This window comes from Pectinatus frisingensis (assembly GCF_015732285.1).
Taxonomy (GTDB): Bacteria; Bacillota; Negativicutes; order Selenomonadales; family Selenomonadaceae; genus Pectinatus; species Pectinatus frisingensis.
Genome location: NZ_WIQU01000065.1, coordinates 181,815 through 197,428 on the forward strand (window position 1 = coordinate 181,815; position 15,614 = coordinate 197,428).

Sequence of the window (15,614 nt, forward strand, 5' to 3'; positions counted from 1 at the left end):
ATATACCAAATAATACATATGATATATGTACGACTACAGAAAGGAAGGCTTTATTCTATGAAAACATTACAATCTATAACGGCACTCAATTCAGTAAAGACGCTGCATTCTATAAAGGGCAAGCTTATTATGACGATAGTATCAGCATCGGTTATCAGTGTCCTTTGTGTAGGAGGATTTTTTATCTATACTATTTTGGCCAACAGTGCCGCGCAGATAAAAGAGTATCGACAATCTCTGCAGGATAGTGTTGATCGAGAGCTAAAAACAGAAACGGAAGTGGCGCTGGGGGCCGTTCAGACAATATATGCCAAGCAGCAGGCGGGTATTTTGACGGAAGAACAGGCAAAAATGCAGGCTGCCGAATTGGTGCGTAATATGCGTTATGATGATGGCAAGGGTTATTTTTGGATTGACACATATGATGGGATAAATGTAGTTTTATTAGGGCGGGATACAGAAGGAAAATCCCGGATAGATGCAGTTGATCCAAATGGAAGACATTACATAAAGGAAATGATTGAAAATGGACGCAAAGCCGGCGGCGGATATACTGATCTGATGTTTCCTAAGCCCAATGAACAGGAACCATTACCAAAACGTAACTATACAATGAATTTTGAACCATATAAATGGGTTATAGGTACTGGCATATGGATAGATTATATTGATGGTAAAGTAGCTCAGCAGGAAGTTTATCAAAATCAAATGCTTAAAAGCAGTATTATAAAAATATTGTTATATATGGTACTTTTACAGATAGTATTAATTGTTGGTGCAGTGTATATCAGCAGGACATTGGCAAATCCAATCAGATTTGTCACGCAAAAAATGGACATACTTGCGGGCGGTGATTTTGGCGAAGATATAGATGGGGACATTTTGGAACGTAAGGATGAAATCGGGATAATGGGCCGTTCATTAAAGAAACTACGTGATAATATGAGAACTCTTCTGCAGAAAATTGCTGAATCAGCAGAGTATTTGGCGGCATCTTCTGAGCAGCTGACATCAAGTTCAGAACAATCGGCTACAGCCAGTCATCAAGTGGCTGATTCAATGGTCAATGTGGCTAATTTGTGTAGTGATCAATTTACTGCAGTTGAAGGAGCGGGTAAACGAACAAGCGAATTATCAACACATATGCAGGACTTTATGAATGCTATCGAAGAATCAGGGCGCAATATAAAAAATACTAATGATACAGCTAAAGCGGGGAATGAAAAAGTTGCCGCTGCCATTGAAAAAATGAGTCTGATAAAAGAATCGGTAGGTCAATCAGCTGAAGTGATTAAAGGACTTGGTGAAGAATCGAAAAAAATAGGTGTTATTGTTGATACAATTGGTAATATAGCCGGTCAGACCAACCTTTTGGCATTGAATGCAGCAATTGAGGCAGCACGTGCCGGAGAACATGGAAAAGGTTTTGCCGTTGTTGCTGAAGAGGTTAGAAAATTAGCTGAACAATCACAAACAGCAGCTGCTGAAATAGCAGGATTGATTGGTTCTATACAAAAAGAATCACAAAATGCTGTTGATGTGATGCAAAGCGGTGTCAGTCAAGTTGAGGATGGTGTGGGAGCAGTGGATAACGCCGGTAATAGTTTTGCCGATATTGTGAATATGGTGAAACAGGTGGCGGAAAAATCTAGTGCTATGGAAAAGATTGTCAATGGACTGGCTGAAGGGGCAGGTGAAATCTCAACAGAAGTTAAGAAAATAGATACTATGAGCCGTAGTGTTTCTTCCGAGGCAGAAACAGTTTCAGCAGCGACTGAAGAACAGACGGCTTCGATGAATGAAATAGCCGATTCCAGTAAATCCTTGGCTGAAATGGCACAGGATTTGCAAAATGCCGTAAATAAATTTAAAATTTAAAAATAGCAGAGATAATGATTGAGAATAAAAGGGTACTTCAAATGCAGATATCATTGCATTTGAAGTACCCTTTTGTCGTATATTGAAAATAAAACAAATATTTAACCGATAATATGGTAAAAATTGCATTTATGACATAATTTTGTAACAAATTGTAGTAGAATCAGTAATATAATATAAAATTAAATGTTGTCATTTTTATCGATATTTTAGGAGTTTATCGTGCCGTGAGGATAAGATAATTGGCATACATTGTTGATACACCAATAAAAATTAAAAGGTGAAAATTGTGATAAAAATATTGGACAATGTGTTAAAAACTAAACGTAAGCGGCTGTTATTTATCGGAATTATCATGATTATATGTATATTGGCAATAGGCATATACAGGCTGGTTTATCAAAAAGGAGTAGTATCAGATAAAAAACTGGTCACTGCGATACATGCTATAGATGTAAAAAAAGAAGATATTGTAAAGAATATATCTTTAGTGGGGCAGACCATACCAAAAGAACAGGTGGATGTCGCAGCCAAATATGCGGGAAGAATAGATAGTGTAGATGCCGAACTTGGGCAAAAAGTTACAGCCGGACAGGTGTTGATTAGAGAAGACAGTAATGATGCTGCATTATCAGTAGATGTAAACAGACATGCATATAATCAGGCAGCAGCAGACGAACAAACAGCACAGGCACAATTGGATGCCAATTATAATAAGGCCAAAGCAGATTATGATAAGGCTTTGGCAACATATCAGCGTAATAGCCAGGTATATGCCGTAGGCGGGATTTCAGCTGATGATATGGATGCGGCCAGACAGCAAATGCAGGATGCTGAGGCAGCATTGTCTGCTATAGAAAACCAGATGAATGCAGGAACAGCTTCGTCAGTATTATCTGCACAGGAAAATATGGCGAAAGCAAGAAGTTCATTGACGGCAGCACAAAGGCAGGAAAATGATATGACGCTGATATCTTCAATTGATGGAACAGTAGGGTATAGGCAGGTTGAAGCGGGTGATATGGTAACGGTGGGACAAAAACTCATGAGTATATATGATAATAGTTCCATATATGTTGATTATCAGGTTTCTGAAGAAGATTTACCGGCGTTTTCAGTTGGAATGTCACTTCCGGTAAATATTGAATCGTTGCATGACACATTCAATGGCAGTGTAATATACATAAGTCCCACTATTGATGCGACTTCAATGACTTATATACTAAGAGTATCATTGGATAATGCCAATGAAGCATTAAAGGGAGGAATGTTTGCCCGTGCCGCATTGAAGAGCGTATTGCGGAGTGATGTATTGGCTGTGCCCAAAGCAGCAGTATTGGCTAAAAATGGGAAAAATTATGTTTTTGTAATTAAAGCGGATAATACGGCAGAACGAAGGGAAGTCACCGTTGGCACCGCCGGTGATGATGCTGTTGAGATACTCGGCGGATTATCGGGCGGAGAAAATATTGCTGTTGATAATTTGTCACGTTTGCGCGATGGATTAAAAGTAGATGTACTGACTGACGGGAGTGATGCGGCATGAACATCACCCGCTATTGTATAAAAAAACCTATTGGTATATCGATGATAGTTTTATTTTTTGTTGTACTGGGACTGTTTAGTTTTTATAAAATAGGAGTGGAATTACTGCCGGCGATAAATATTCCCTATGTCACAGTGACTGTTAATTATCCGGGGGCTGATTCAGAGGAAATAGAACAAGACGTAATTAAACCGTTAGAAAATTCACTTTCTTCTTTGACAAACTTGAAACACATGACAGCTGTTGCCAGACCAGAAAAAGCGCAGATCACTTTGGAATTTCAATTTTGGACCAATATTGATACGGCTGCTATTGATACCAGTCAATATGTTAATGCTGTTTTAAATAAACTGCCAAATGGAATACAAACACCTACTGTTTTAAAAAGAGATGTAGATGCACTGCCAATTTTAGAAATATCGGTGTTGTCTAATAAGCCGCTGGGTGATGTTTATACTGTGGCTAATGATACTTTTGTTGAAAGACTACAGCGGGCGGGCGGTGTTTCTGACGTACAGATTGGCGGCGGCCGGGATAAGGAAGTTGCAGTCAATGTGGATAAAGATAAACTGGCATATTTTGGATTATCCTTGTCGCAGATTGTATCACGCATTGAACAGGAAAACATATTGACACCGGCCGGTTCTGTTTACGGACCGCAATCGGAAACGAATGTACGGCTGACAGCTCAGTATAAATCACCTGAGGAACTGGCCTCCATACATATAAATAACAGCAAGGGGACAGCTATTCCACTGTCGAGCATAGCAGATGTGCAAGAGCAGGATCAGCGTGTTACACGCTATGCAAGGACAGACGGTCAGGATACAGTATCTTTATCTGTATATAAAAACAGTGATGCAAATCTTGTTGATACCACTAAAGCTGTGATGGAGCAGCTGGAATTGCTGCGCAAGGACTATCCAGATTATCAGTTTGTAGTAATTACCAATTCTTCTACATATGTGGAAGATGCCTTGCATAATACGCTGGAAGCATTAATTGAAGGGCTGTTTACCACAGGACTGGTTTTGTTTCTGTTTTTGCGCGGCTGGCGCTCTACTGTAGCTGTTCTTATCGCTATACCTACTTCTCTGATAACGACATTTTTTATGATGTATACGGCAGGATTTACGTTTAATATGCTGTCTTTAATGGGGATGTCATTATGTGTTGGTATACTGGTAGATGACTCAATTGTAGTATTGGAAAATATTAACAGGCATTTGAGACGAGGAAAACCGGCGGATCAGGCTGCAGAAGATGGACGTAATGAAATAGGTACGGCGGCTATAGCAATTACTTTGTGTGATGTTGTTGTATTTATGCCGATTGCTTTTATGAACGGCATGACGGGGCAGTTTTTCCGGCAGTTTGGTCTTACAATAGTGTTTGCAACACTTTGTTCACTTGCAGTATCTTTTACGCTGACACCTATGCTGGCATCACGATTTTATAAAAATGGATTAGGAAATCCCCCCAAGGGGAAATTATGGGATTTTTTTGACTCTGTGGGGGATAAGACATTAGTATATTACGAAAAATTATTACATTGGAGTTTTTTTCATACTAAAAAAATTACAATGTCCGTGGCAATTATGCTGTTGGCAGCCATAAGTTTGTATTATCCGCTGGGGATTATCGGCGGAGAATATATGCCAAAAACTGATGAAGGTTCGTTTAGGATAATGATGCAGTTTCCGGTAGGACAGAATATTGATGCGACAAACGATAAGGTCAGGCAGGTAGAAGAATATTTAATGCAGCAGCCGGAGATTAAAACTTATTTATCGAGCGTGGGGCAGCCGGCAGGAAATTATGGATCAGTGAGTGTACAATTGATTGATAAGAGTAAACGTGAAAATATCTGGCAGTTTACCGATAAAGTGCGGGGTTATTTAAGAAAGCAATTTCCTGAGGCTTCTGTCCAGGTGAATCCGTCGGCCAGCTCTATGCCGGGAGTTTCCGGAGGAACAGGTACGGGAAATTCAGCCGGAAATACAGCACCGGTGCAAATAGAAATAAGTGGGAATGATTTAAAGAATACAGTTGCAGCATCATATAAGGTGCAGGATATTTTGAATCAAACTGATGGCTTGAAGGATGTGCGCAGTTCATATACTGAAGGGGCACCGGAATTGCGCTTGGTAGTTGACCGGGAAAGGTTGCGGTATTTCAATACTACAGCTAATAATATTCAAAATGTTTTTTCCGGTGCTATAGCAGGATCACTGGCAGGATACATGATGAATGATCCGAATAATGATAATCAGGATACAGATATCTATGTACGGTTAAAAGGCAGTGATGGGTTTAAGGTATCCGATATCCGTTCCATACCGGTAAGTACTAATACCGGGTTGATTAGATTGGAGGATGTCGCAGATATAAAATATGATGCGGGACCGGTTATGCTGAGGCGGGTTGATAAGCGGGAGGCAATAAACATTTCTGCCAATATTGATGATGGGCGTTCACTACAGGATATGATCGCAAAAATTTCCCGGAATCTGTCGAAAGAAAATTTGGGAGATAATGTAACCTATAGATTTACCGGACAGGCTGATAATATGCATGACACTTTTACCGAAATGGGACAGGCCATAGCACTTTCACTTCTCCTGGTATATATTTTATTGGCAGTTTTGTATGAATCATTGTCAACTCCTGTAATACGAATGCTTTCGTTACCATTTGGACTGATAGGAGCGTTTGCATTTTTGGCTCTGACAAGAAATACAATCAATTTATATTCATTGCTGGGAATTTTGGTAATGGATGGACTGGTGGCTAAAAATGGTACATTGTTGCTTGATTATACGTTAACTCTCATGCATCGTGGAAAAGATGCCAAAGTGGCAGTGGTCGAAGCTGCAAAAACAAGAATAAAACCTATATTTATGACATCTATAACGATGGTCACGGGTATGCTGCCTACGGCATTAGCGGTGACACCGGGTTCTGAAAGCAGAGTGAGTATGGCTTGGGTCGTAATTGGCGGACTGTTGTCTTCTACTTTTTTCACTTTGATTGTGATACCATTGGTGTTTGTTTACTTTGCCCAGACAAAATTTTCATTGAAAAATATGTTGGCACCAATTAGGAAAATTGCCGGTATATGGAGGCATTAATAAGATAAATAGGGGCTGCCGCGCAAATAGTATTGACATCATAAAAATGAAATTTCGTAGTTTTTCTGTCTCTTAAAGACGGGTAAAAATAGTGAGATTTGCATATTTATGAGGGAAAGTAGTTGCGTGCGACAGCCCTGTCCAGTTTGATATTAGTGTGAGTAAATATTGTGGGAGAATTTTTGGTCGGCTTTTTTATAGATGAATTCACGGACACCGATAACATTTATAAATAACAGTAAACTGGTGGAGAAAAATAAATTTCTGATGCCAAAATATGCGGCGATTTGGCCGCCAAAAACGGAACCACAGAATACACCGAGAAATTGTGCAGTCTGATTGTAACTAAAAATACGTCCGGCGATTTCCGAGGGAATATTTTGCCGCAGAATGGTATTTATTGACGGCAGCATTGCACCGGTGGCAATACCGACGAGAAAACGCAGTCCCATGAGCTGCCACTCATTTTGTACAAAAGCCTGGGGGATAAATAATATTGCGGCACAGATAAGAGCAGCCAAAATTACTTTATGGGCACCAATATGATCAGACAGTTTGCCCAGCCAGGGGGCAGCCAGTATGCTTGATAGTCCCGAAGAGGCAAAAACCATGCCGGAAATGAATGCCAAATGTTCAGTATGCGGAGTCAAAGTACCAATATATACAGTAATAACGGGTTCAATGGAGAATAAGGCCACCTGTACGATGAATGTCGTTATAAACATGCTGATGATCAAAGATTTGTTGGCGAGTGACCGCCAGATAGCGGAAAAAGATAAAAGGTTTTTTCTGGTCGGGATAAAATCTTCCCTGACAAAAAATAGTGTTAATAAAAAAGCAATCAGCAATAACAGGCCCATTACAATAAAAACCTTACGTATACCTAAAATTTCTACGAGATAGCCACCAATAAGGGGGCCTAAAAGCATACCACTGACAGAACCGGTAGATAACGTTCCCAATGCCCAGCCGGCTTTATTTTCAGGTGTTTGTGTGGCAATCAGCGTTATGGCGCCGGAGTTAAAACCTGAAATGGTTCCCATAAGCATGCGCAGTCCTACTAATTGGTATACAGAACTGACAAGACTAATGCTGCCTACTACTATTGACATACCCAAACTGGCACGCAGCAGCATAGGTTTTCTGCCATATTTGTCGGCTAGTTTTCCCCAGAAAGGTGAGAAAAAAGCCATAATGAATGTAGTACTGCCAAATGCTATACCAGACCATGTTTCGATGTCGGGCAGTGAGTGTACGCCTAGTTTTTGAATAAATAATGGTAATATTGGCGCTACTTGGCTTAATGCTGACGAGGTGGCAAAAGAACCAAGCCAGCAGATAATTAAATTTCTTTTCCAATTTTCCATAGAAGCACCTGCTTAAAATTATTTTTTTTCGATTGATTTTATGCCATTGATAAATGTCTGCAGCAATAAACGGTAACTTTCGTCTTTATCAATAGGCTGATGAAACCACCCCGAATTTTCCAGAGAAATAAAACCGTGCATTATACTGCGGAGTCCCCGTACAGCATGGGTCAGGTAATCTTCATGCAGTTGATAGGCAGATAAAATTTTAAACAAGATTTCCATGAGTGCATGGGTAGAAGCTTGGAATTTTTCATCGTCTTTAAATTCCCAGGATAATGAAATAATTGCTTGATATTGGCCTGGATGATCATGGGCAAAATTACGGTAAGACTCGGCAGCTCCTAAAATAGCTTCTTCTCTGGCTTTTCCGATGACTGCTTGTATCAGATGCTGTCTTAGCTGGGCATTTGCGTAAATAATTAGTTCGCATTTCAAATGGGCTAAATTTTTAATATGATTATATAAAGACTGTTTTTTTATGTTTAACTTTTCGGCAGTGCGGGTCAGGGTAACTGCGTCGAGACCCTCCGTATCAGCAATATTGGCTGCAGTCATGATAATAGTTGAAAGATTAATAATTGAACGCATTATATCACTCCTTAAACTGACAGTGTACATTATAAAACTTACATAGTAAGTTGTCAACGCATAGAATTTAGTTGACAGTCACAATAAAATTTGTTATAACATAATAATTAGGTACCTTAATAAAATAATATGAGGATATGTTTTTATGCGCGAAAAAGAAATTAGCGAATTGCATAATTTATTCCATAAAATGGGAAATTTGCGGGAAAGATTTTTTCATCAGTTTAGTGAAGGTTCAGTTATGCCATTGGGGCAGTGCAGAGTAGTGCATTGTTTAATTCAAAGTGGAGAAATAGCGCAAAATGAATTAATTAAAAAGATGACTATACGACCGGGATCATTAAGTGAGCTATTGGGAAAATTAAAAAAGAATGGTTATGTAGAAAGAATAAAAGATGATAAAGACAGACGGAGAATGTTGATAAGATTGACAGAAAAAGGACGGACAGCGGCGGTGATGCATCATCAGATACATGTGAGAATTTTTGATAAGATGTTTAGTGCATTATCTGATGAGGAGCTGACGGATTTACATAGAATATTGGAAAAACTTGTCCATTCCTGGGATGATATAAATAAATAAAAATAAAGTTGTTGAAAAAACATATAAGGGAAGTGTTCTCTTGAAAAATAAGTATTTGTATTTTATGGCGGCAGCACATTTATGTAATGATATAAATTCAGGTGCTTTACCAGCACTACTGCCATTTTTCGTGACTTTTTACGGCATGGATTATAAGGCTGTGGGCGGGCTTATGTTTGCCGGCAGTTTTCTGTCTTCAATAGTGCAGCCAATTTTTGGCTATCTGGCTGATCGGGTATCGAGACCATGGTTTATGTCATTTGGGGTATTATTGTGCGGTGTATCTTTGGGAGCTACCAGTTTATTTACAAACTATTGGGCAATATTCGCAGCGGTTACTTTTATGGGAATAGGCAGTTCGATTTTTCATCCTGAGGCCGCCCGATTGGTAAATCGTATTTCAGGCGGTAAAAAAGGCCTGGGTATGAGTATATTTTCCGTTGGCGGTAATGGCGGATTCGGAGTAGGGCCTTTATTGGCGGTGGCATTGGTTACTGCTTTTGGCATGAAGGGGATAATTTCCTTTGCTGCTATTGCAATATTGATGAGCGGAGCACTTTTTTTCCTGGTACCGCGGATAAAAAAAGCAGCGGATAGAATGGAAAAATATGCTGTAAAAATCTCGAGTAATCAGGAAACAGTACAAGGTGAAAATAATTGGCATGCTTTTTCTCGGTTGACAGTGGTTATTGTCTGCCGTTCCATAGCCTTTTGTGCAGTGGAAAGTTTTTTACCATTGTTTTGTGTACATGTATTGCTTCAATCAAATGGCGTCGGCAGTTCAACGCTGACAATATTATCATTGATCGGGGTGGTAACGACACTTATTGGCGGAGTACTGGCGGATAGGTTTGGTTATATCAAAGTTATAAAATATTGCATGGCAGGATTGGTAATTTCATTGGTAGCAGTGGTAATGACAAGAAATATTATCGTACTGTATATGTTATTGATACCACTCGGATTTGCGGCATTTGCTTCATATAGTTCCTATGTGGTATTGGGACAGAGTTATTTGGCAAAAAATATTGGTTTTGCTTCCGGTGTAACATTGGGATTATCGTTCAGTGTCGGTGGTATAGTGGTTCCGTCTTTGGGCTGGTTCGCTGATAGTTATGGATTGCCGGCTGTAATGAAATTAATTGTTTTAATTGCAGGAGTAGGTGCGCTGGGAACGTTTTTCCTGCCGCCGATATCTAAGAAAAAACTCAATAAATCGATGTGAATACAGCATATTGCCATATAATAAACGAGTGGGGAGCTAAATGCCCTGCCCGTTTTTTTATTATGAATGGATTAAAGGTAAATTTGGGAAATGCTGATAAGTGTGGTAAAATTTTGATGATATTAGTTTATATAGATAAAATTTATAGAGAGAAATCATTCCTGCGGGAGAATTTATATGAAAGAAACATATTTATCAAAAGCTGTGACTGCTTTTGGTGAGGATAAAGCCAGGTATTTCCGTCTGCAGTTATGTCTGGAGGGAATTTTAATTGGTGTTGCAACCGGGCTGGTAGTATCGGCTTACAGAGGCCTTTTAGAAGGTTCAGAAGAACTGCGTCCTTGGGTATATAAACATTTTTCATGGGATAATTGGACAATATTTTTATTATATTGTTTGTTGATGCTGCTGTTTGCATTTTTATTGTATCGGATTGTAAAGAAAGAACCGATGGCATCTGGTAGTGGGATACCGCAGATTAAGGGAATATTGCTGGGAAAAATGCATATGAATTGGTTCAGCGTTTTATTTTACAAGTTTGTCGGAGGGGTAATTGCTATCGGTTCGGGACTTTCGCTGGGGCGTGAAGGACCAAGTGTTCAGCTGGGGGCGGCTTTGGCACAAGGTATAAGCCGTAGCAGGAGACGCTCACGTATGGAGGAAAGGTTTTTACTTACCAGCGGAGCCTGTGCCGGTCTGGCAGCTGCTTTTAATGCACCGCTGGCAGGAATTATTTTTGGGTTTGAAGAATTATACCGCAATTTTTCTCCTGTTGTGCTGATGGCAACAGCAACGGCTTCAGTGACAGCAACGGCTGTTACGGCCATCTTTTTTGGTGAAATACCGGTGTTTCATATCGGTAATCTGCCGGTGTTGCCGATGAAAATGTATGGCTTGTTGATTTTATTGGGATTGTTTGTTGGTTTTTTAGGTTTGGGATTTAATCGTTTATTATTTAAAGCAATGGATTGGTTTGACGGGCAAAAAATTTTAAAAAAAATGTGGAAACCGGCATTGCCATTAGCAGTAGCAGTTATTTTGGGATTTGTTTTACCGCAAGTTTTAGGCGGTGGTAATCGTCTGGTTGATATATTAGTGAAAGAACATTATGGATTAGCTTTTTTGTGCATATTATATCTGGGGAAAATATTTTTTACAGCGTTATCATTTGGTTCAGGTGTTCCGGGAGGTATATTTTTACCGATGCTGGTTTTGGGAGCATTGGCTGGTGGTGTATTCAGCCATATTGTTATAGCTGTTGGTGTGGACATTTCTGCTTATGAGGTCAATTTTATCGTTTTTGCGATGGCGGCATATTTTTCAGCGGTAGTTAAGGCACCGATTACCGGCAGTATTTTGATTATGGAAATGACTGGGTCATTTCAGCATATGATGGCCTTGATATGTGTATCAATGGCAGCATATGTTGCAGTTGATATGGCTAAAGGAAGAGCTGTGTATGATGCATTATTATGTCGTTCTTTAAATAAGCATGCACGGATAAAAAAAGTTTTGCGTTATAAACGTGTAATAATAGAACGGGTAGTGGGCAATGGCAGTAATGCTGATGACAAATGCATTAAATCCATTGAATGGCCGAAGCATATTCTGATTATAGATATCAGGCGCGGTGAAGAAGAAATTGTTCCAGACGGAGAGACACGCCTGCAGGTCGGTGATTATTTGTATATTTTGGCATATGAAGACCAAATTGAAATACTGCAGGGTATATTATCAGAGGAAAATAATTAAGAGGATATTGTCAAGTTTCTTAATTTTATTCGTGCGACTTTTGTTCATAGATACGTTATGTTGACTTTTATAAAAGGCTGTTTTCATTGACTGCTGTGTTGATGAAGGCAGCTGATTTTTTAACAATGATGTTTTGTTTGACAAAATTTCCTGCCGGTGTGATAATTATGTTAGTTAGTATAACTAACATAATTAATGATTATATATTGCGTAGAAATGAGGTTAAAGCATGGAAGATAATCTGAGCACTGCGGATAGGATCATTCAGGCGGCTTTGAAGTTAATGATTGAAAAAGGATTTGCGGCAGTGTCGATGAAAGATATAGCAGCTGCCGCCAAAACATGTGAAATGACTGTTTTTAGACATTTTTCCAGTAAGCAGGGAGTATTGGAAGCAGTTATAGAAAGATGCTCTTTTGTTCCTTCTTTAAAAGAAATATTCGAAAATAAATTAACTGGAAATCTGCGGACAGATTTATTGATGATAAGCAGTACTTATCATCAAATAATGGAAAAAAATAAAAATGCTGTAATATTGCTGATAAAGGAAAAAACTTTTCTTGCAGCAAAAGACTGGGAGAAATTACCACCATATCATTTTAAGAGATTTATGGTAGCATATTTGAAGGATTTGGAATCACAGGGGAAATTGTCAGCAGACGTTAATATAGAAGTAGCTGCTTTATCATTTATTACTATGAATTTCGGTTTTTTTTATTCGAAAATAACTTTGGATAGGAGATTTGTTGATATATCTACAAAAACTTATATTGAAAATTCTACACAGCTGTTTGCCAAAGCGTTGTTAAAATGTGAAATTAAAAATAATGTCTGAAGGATTGTGACAAACAACGTTTTTTTATTATGCGGGAGCAGTTAAAAATAAAAGGTGATGAAATGAAAATTAATGCAAAGATGAAAAAAGCGGCTGCAGTTGTTCTTATTTTATTAGCTGGGGCAGGTATTTATTATTTTTTATACCGTGGTGAAGTATCCACAGATGATGCAGCGATTGACGGGCATGTAGTAGAAATAAGCCCGAAAGTAGCGGGATATATAAAAACCGTATATGTAAAAGATAACCAAATAGTTAAAGCTGGTGATGTCATTATGGAAATTGACAGTCGGGACTATGATTTGCAGGTTAAAAATGCCCAAGCGGCTTTGCAGGCTGCTCAATCAGCATTGGCGGCGGAAAAAGATGATGCTGAGACTACTTTAATAACAGCTCCGGCGGGAGTAGAGGCATCACAGGAAAAAGTTAATGCTGCCCGGGCGGCGTGGGAAAAAACTGCGTCTGATAAGCAGCGTATGCAGATGCTGATAGAAAATGGTGCATGTTCGCAGCAGGAGTATGATCAGGCGGTCGAATCAGAAAAGTCAGCACGGGCGGCATTGCAGCAAATGCAGGCGGAGCTGAACTCTGCTAATTCTGCACCAAGTGTGATTGCCAAAAGCAATGATAGTGTAAAACAGCTTGAAGCACAGGTAGAAAAAGCTGCGGCGGAACTTGAACAGGCCCGGACTAATTTACAATATACAAAAATAACTGCACCAATAGATGGACGGATAACGAAAAAGAGTGTTGAAGCCGGAGCTTATGTCCAGTCTGGAACGCAATTGTGTTCTCTGGTTAGTTCAAACTTATGGGTGACAGCAAATTTTAAGGAAAATCAGCTTAAGGGTATGCGCCCGGGAGATAAGGTGGATATATCTGTGGATGCGTTTCCCAATATGAAATTGACCGGAGTCGTTGATAGTTTTCAGGCGGGAACAGGTTCGTATTTTTCATTATTTCCAGCAGAAAATGCCACAGGTAATTTTGTTAAAACGGTTCAGCGAATTCCGGTAAAAATAGTATTTAATGACATAAATAATGAGCAATTATCTGTGCTGGGTCTGGGAATGTCGGTTATTCCTACTGTACATTTATTTGGGGCAAAATGATTATGGCAGGGAAGGTGGTAAATCCATTTTTGATATCTACTGCAGTTAGTCTGGCCGCTTTTATGGAAATTTTGGATACGACGATAGTGACTGTGGCATTATCACATATTGCCGGCTCGTTGGGATCCGGTACAGATGAAAGTACGTGGGTACTTACGTCTTATTTAGTGTCAAATGGGATTATATTGCCGTTGTCCGGCTGGCTGGCAGCATTTATGGGACGCAAAAGGTTTTTTATATTCTGTATTTTAGGATTTACGGGGGCATCTTTTTTATGCGGTATAGCTACATCACTGCCGATGCTGATTATTTGCCGATTGTTGCAAGGATTGGCAGGCGGTGGACTTCAACCAAGCCAACAAGCGATAATAAAGGATAGTTTTCCTCCGGAAAAGTTGGGAATGGCATTTGCCATTACAGGAATTACTACGGTAATAGCACCAATACTTGGACCGACTTTGGGTGGATATATAACGGACAGTTATAGCTGGCGCTGGATTTTTTTTATTAATGTACCAATAGGTTTTTTGGCAGTGTTTTTAGTAAAGGTATTGGTAAGTGATCCGCCAAGTGCACAAAAGAGACAAGTCGCTTCAATAGACTATATTGGACTGGGATTGGTGGCCTTGGGATTGGGGGCATTGCAGATCGTCCTTGATAAAGGACAACAGGAAGACTGGTTTGACAGTACCTTTATTATGCTATTTGCCGGCATAGCTGCCTGCGGCATTATAACTGCCATCTGTTGGATTATTCGTCAGAAGAATCCGATAGTAAAACTGAGTTTATTCAGGCTGCCAAGTTTTTCCATGCCATGCATTATGCTGTTTTTTGTTGGATTTGCGCTTTATTCCAGCTCTGCGCTTTTACCGATGCTGGTACAGACAAATTTTGGTTATGATGCTACTTTAGCAGGATTAGTACTTTCGCCTGCCGGAGTAATTGTAATGCTGATGATGCCGATAGTGGGTAAATTGGTGACTAAAGTTCAGGCAAAATATTTAATTGCCATCGGTATGCTGCTGAATGCTTTTGGCATGTGGTTGACAGGAATGGTAACACCGCAGACTGATTATGAAACTTTTGTCATAATGCGAGTGTTTCAGACAATAGGATTGCCATTTTTATTTATTCCAGCCAGTACGCTTGCTTTTTCTAAAATAGCACCAGCGGACAGCAGCAATGCCTCGGCTATTGTTTCATTGATGCGGAACCTGGGAGGCAGTGTTGGTATTGCTATAGTTATGAATAAGCTCGTGCACAGCGAGCAGATAGAACAGGCTAACCTCGTGCAGCATTTGACAGTTGATAATTTTGGTTATAAAACGGCAATTGCTGATTATATGCAGGCAGCGATAAACTCTGGAATACCGGCTTTGCAGGCACCAATCAGTGCCATGGGGCATATTTATCAAGAATTGATTCATCAGGCTGATATTTTAGCTTTTCATGATACGTATGATTTTGTTGCTGTGGTGCTATTGACCTTAGCAATAAGTGCACTATTTATGCCCGGAAACAAATTAAAAAAAGCAGATTAAACGATGTATTATTTTTATATACAAAGCAGCAGGCAGGTAAATATGTTTTTTAA

At 39.4% G+C, this 15,614-nt stretch carries 11 protein-coding genes; 9 read left to right on the forward strand and 2 right to left on the reverse strand.

Annotated features, from left to right (window positions below; genetic code table 11):
* The first annotated feature begins 57 nt into the window (after window positions 1-57).
* The 3 genes from I6751_RS12590 (at window position 58) to I6751_RS12600 (ending at window position 6,555) form a co-directional block, all read left to right on the forward strand.
* A complete protein-coding gene (locus tag I6751_RS12590; protein ID WP_196590844.1) occupies window positions 58-1,878 on the forward strand; it encodes a methyl-accepting chemotaxis protein in 1,821 nt (606 codons plus the stop codon).
* Window positions 1,879-2,167: 289 nt separating this feature from the next.
* Window positions 2,168-3,424: an efflux RND transporter periplasmic adaptor subunit gene (locus tag I6751_RS12595; RefSeq protein ID WP_196599109.1), complete on the forward strand. Its 1,257-nt coding sequence runs from the start codon at window positions 2,168-2,170 to the stop codon at window positions 3,422-3,424.
* Entirely contained in the window at window positions 3,421-6,555 is a 3,135-nt protein-coding gene (locus I6751_RS12600; protein WP_196599110.1) for an efflux RND transporter permease subunit, read from the forward strand. The genes I6751_RS12595 and I6751_RS12600 overlap by 4 nt, the downstream gene beginning before the upstream one ends.
* Window positions 6,556-6,707: 152 nt before the next feature.
* Here I6751_RS12600 and I6751_RS12605 read toward each other — a convergent pair whose 3' ends face one another.
* Window positions 6,708-7,922, reverse strand: a complete 1,215-nt coding sequence (locus I6751_RS12605; RefSeq protein WP_182187244.1) for a multidrug efflux MFS transporter — start codon at window positions 7,920-7,922, stop codon at window positions 6,708-6,710.
* A gap of 18 nt (window positions 7,923-7,940) precedes the next feature.
* Window positions 7,941-8,513 carry a TetR-like C-terminal domain-containing protein gene (locus I6751_RS12610; protein WP_182187242.1) on the reverse strand — a complete coding sequence of 191 codons (573 nt, stop codon included), beginning with the start codon at window positions 8,511-8,513 and terminating at the stop codon, window positions 7,941-7,943.
* Between the two features lie 145 nt (window positions 8,514-8,658).
* Here I6751_RS12610 and I6751_RS12615 point away from each other — a divergent pair, with 145 nt between their 5' ends.
* The 6 genes from I6751_RS12615 (at window position 8,659) to I6751_RS12640 (ending at window position 15,561) form a co-directional block, all read left to right on the forward strand.
* Window positions 8,659-9,096, forward strand: a complete 438-nt coding sequence (locus tag I6751_RS12615; RefSeq protein ID WP_196590841.1) for a MarR family winged helix-turn-helix transcriptional regulator — start codon at window positions 8,659-8,661, stop codon at window positions 9,094-9,096.
* A gap of 40 nt (window positions 9,097-9,136) precedes the next feature.
* Window positions 9,137-10,321 (forward strand): MFS transporter, encoded by a 1,185-nt coding sequence (locus I6751_RS12620; protein WP_196590840.1) that lies wholly within the window; start codon window positions 9,137-9,139, stop codon window positions 10,319-10,321.
* Between the two features lie 177 nt (window positions 10,322-10,498).
* On the forward strand, window positions 10,499-12,073 hold the full coding sequence (locus I6751_RS12625) for a ClC family H(+)/Cl(-) exchange transporter (RefSeq protein ID WP_196590839.1): 1,575 nt from the start codon (window positions 10,499-10,501) through the stop codon (window positions 12,071-12,073).
* A gap of 229 nt (window positions 12,074-12,302) precedes the next feature.
* The gene (locus I6751_RS12630; protein ID WP_196590838.1) at window positions 12,303-12,908 is read left to right on the forward strand and encodes a TetR/AcrR family transcriptional regulator; all 606 of its coding nucleotides are present in this window, start codon (window positions 12,303-12,305) and stop codon (window positions 12,906-12,908) included.
* A 62-nt stretch (window positions 12,909-12,970) separates the two neighbouring features.
* Window positions 12,971-14,020 carry an HlyD family secretion protein gene (locus I6751_RS12635; RefSeq protein WP_182187232.1) on the forward strand — a complete coding sequence of 350 codons (1,050 nt, stop codon included), beginning with the start codon at window positions 12,971-12,973 and terminating at the stop codon, window positions 14,018-14,020.
* A gap of 2 nt (window positions 14,021-14,022) precedes the next feature.
* Entirely contained in the window at window positions 14,023-15,561 is a 1,539-nt protein-coding gene (locus tag I6751_RS12640) for a DHA2 family efflux MFS transporter permease subunit (RefSeq protein ID WP_231037851.1), read from the forward strand.
* The last annotated feature ends 53 nt before the right edge of the window (window positions 15,562-15,614 follow it).

Excerpts from the sequence above, each read along its gene's own strand:
- I6751_RS12610 (WP_182187242.1), bottom strand. The coding sequence starts at position 8,513 with ATGCGTTCAATTATTAATCTTTCAACTATTATCATGACTGCAGCCAAT.
- I6751_RS12635 (WP_182187232.1), top strand. The coding sequence starts at position 12,971 with ATGAAAATTAATGCAAAGATGAAAAAAGCGGCTGCAGTTGTTCTTATT.
- I6751_RS12605 (WP_182187244.1), bottom strand. The coding sequence starts at position 7,922 with ATGGAAAATTGGAAAAGAAATTTAATTATCTGCTGGCTTGGTTCTTTT.
- I6751_RS12625 (WP_196590839.1), top strand. The coding sequence starts at position 10,499 with ATGAAAGAAACATATTTATCAAAAGCTGTGACTGCTTTTGGTGAGGAT.
- I6751_RS12590 (WP_196590844.1), top strand. The coding sequence starts at position 58 with ATGAAAACATTACAATCTATAACGGCACTCAATTCAGTAAAGACGCTG.
- I6751_RS12600 (WP_196599110.1), top strand. The coding sequence starts at position 3,421 with ATGAACATCACCCGCTATTGTATAAAAAAACCTATTGGTATATCGATG.
- I6751_RS12615 (WP_196590841.1), top strand. The coding sequence starts at position 8,659 with ATGCGCGAAAAAGAAATTAGCGAATTGCATAATTTATTCCATAAAATG.
- I6751_RS12640 (WP_231037851.1), top strand. The coding sequence starts at position 14,023 with ATGGCAGGGAAGGTGGTAAATCCATTTTTGATATCTACTGCAGTTAGT.
- I6751_RS12630 (WP_196590838.1), top strand. The coding sequence starts at position 12,303 with ATGGAAGATAATCTGAGCACTGCGGATAGGATCATTCAGGCGGCTTTG.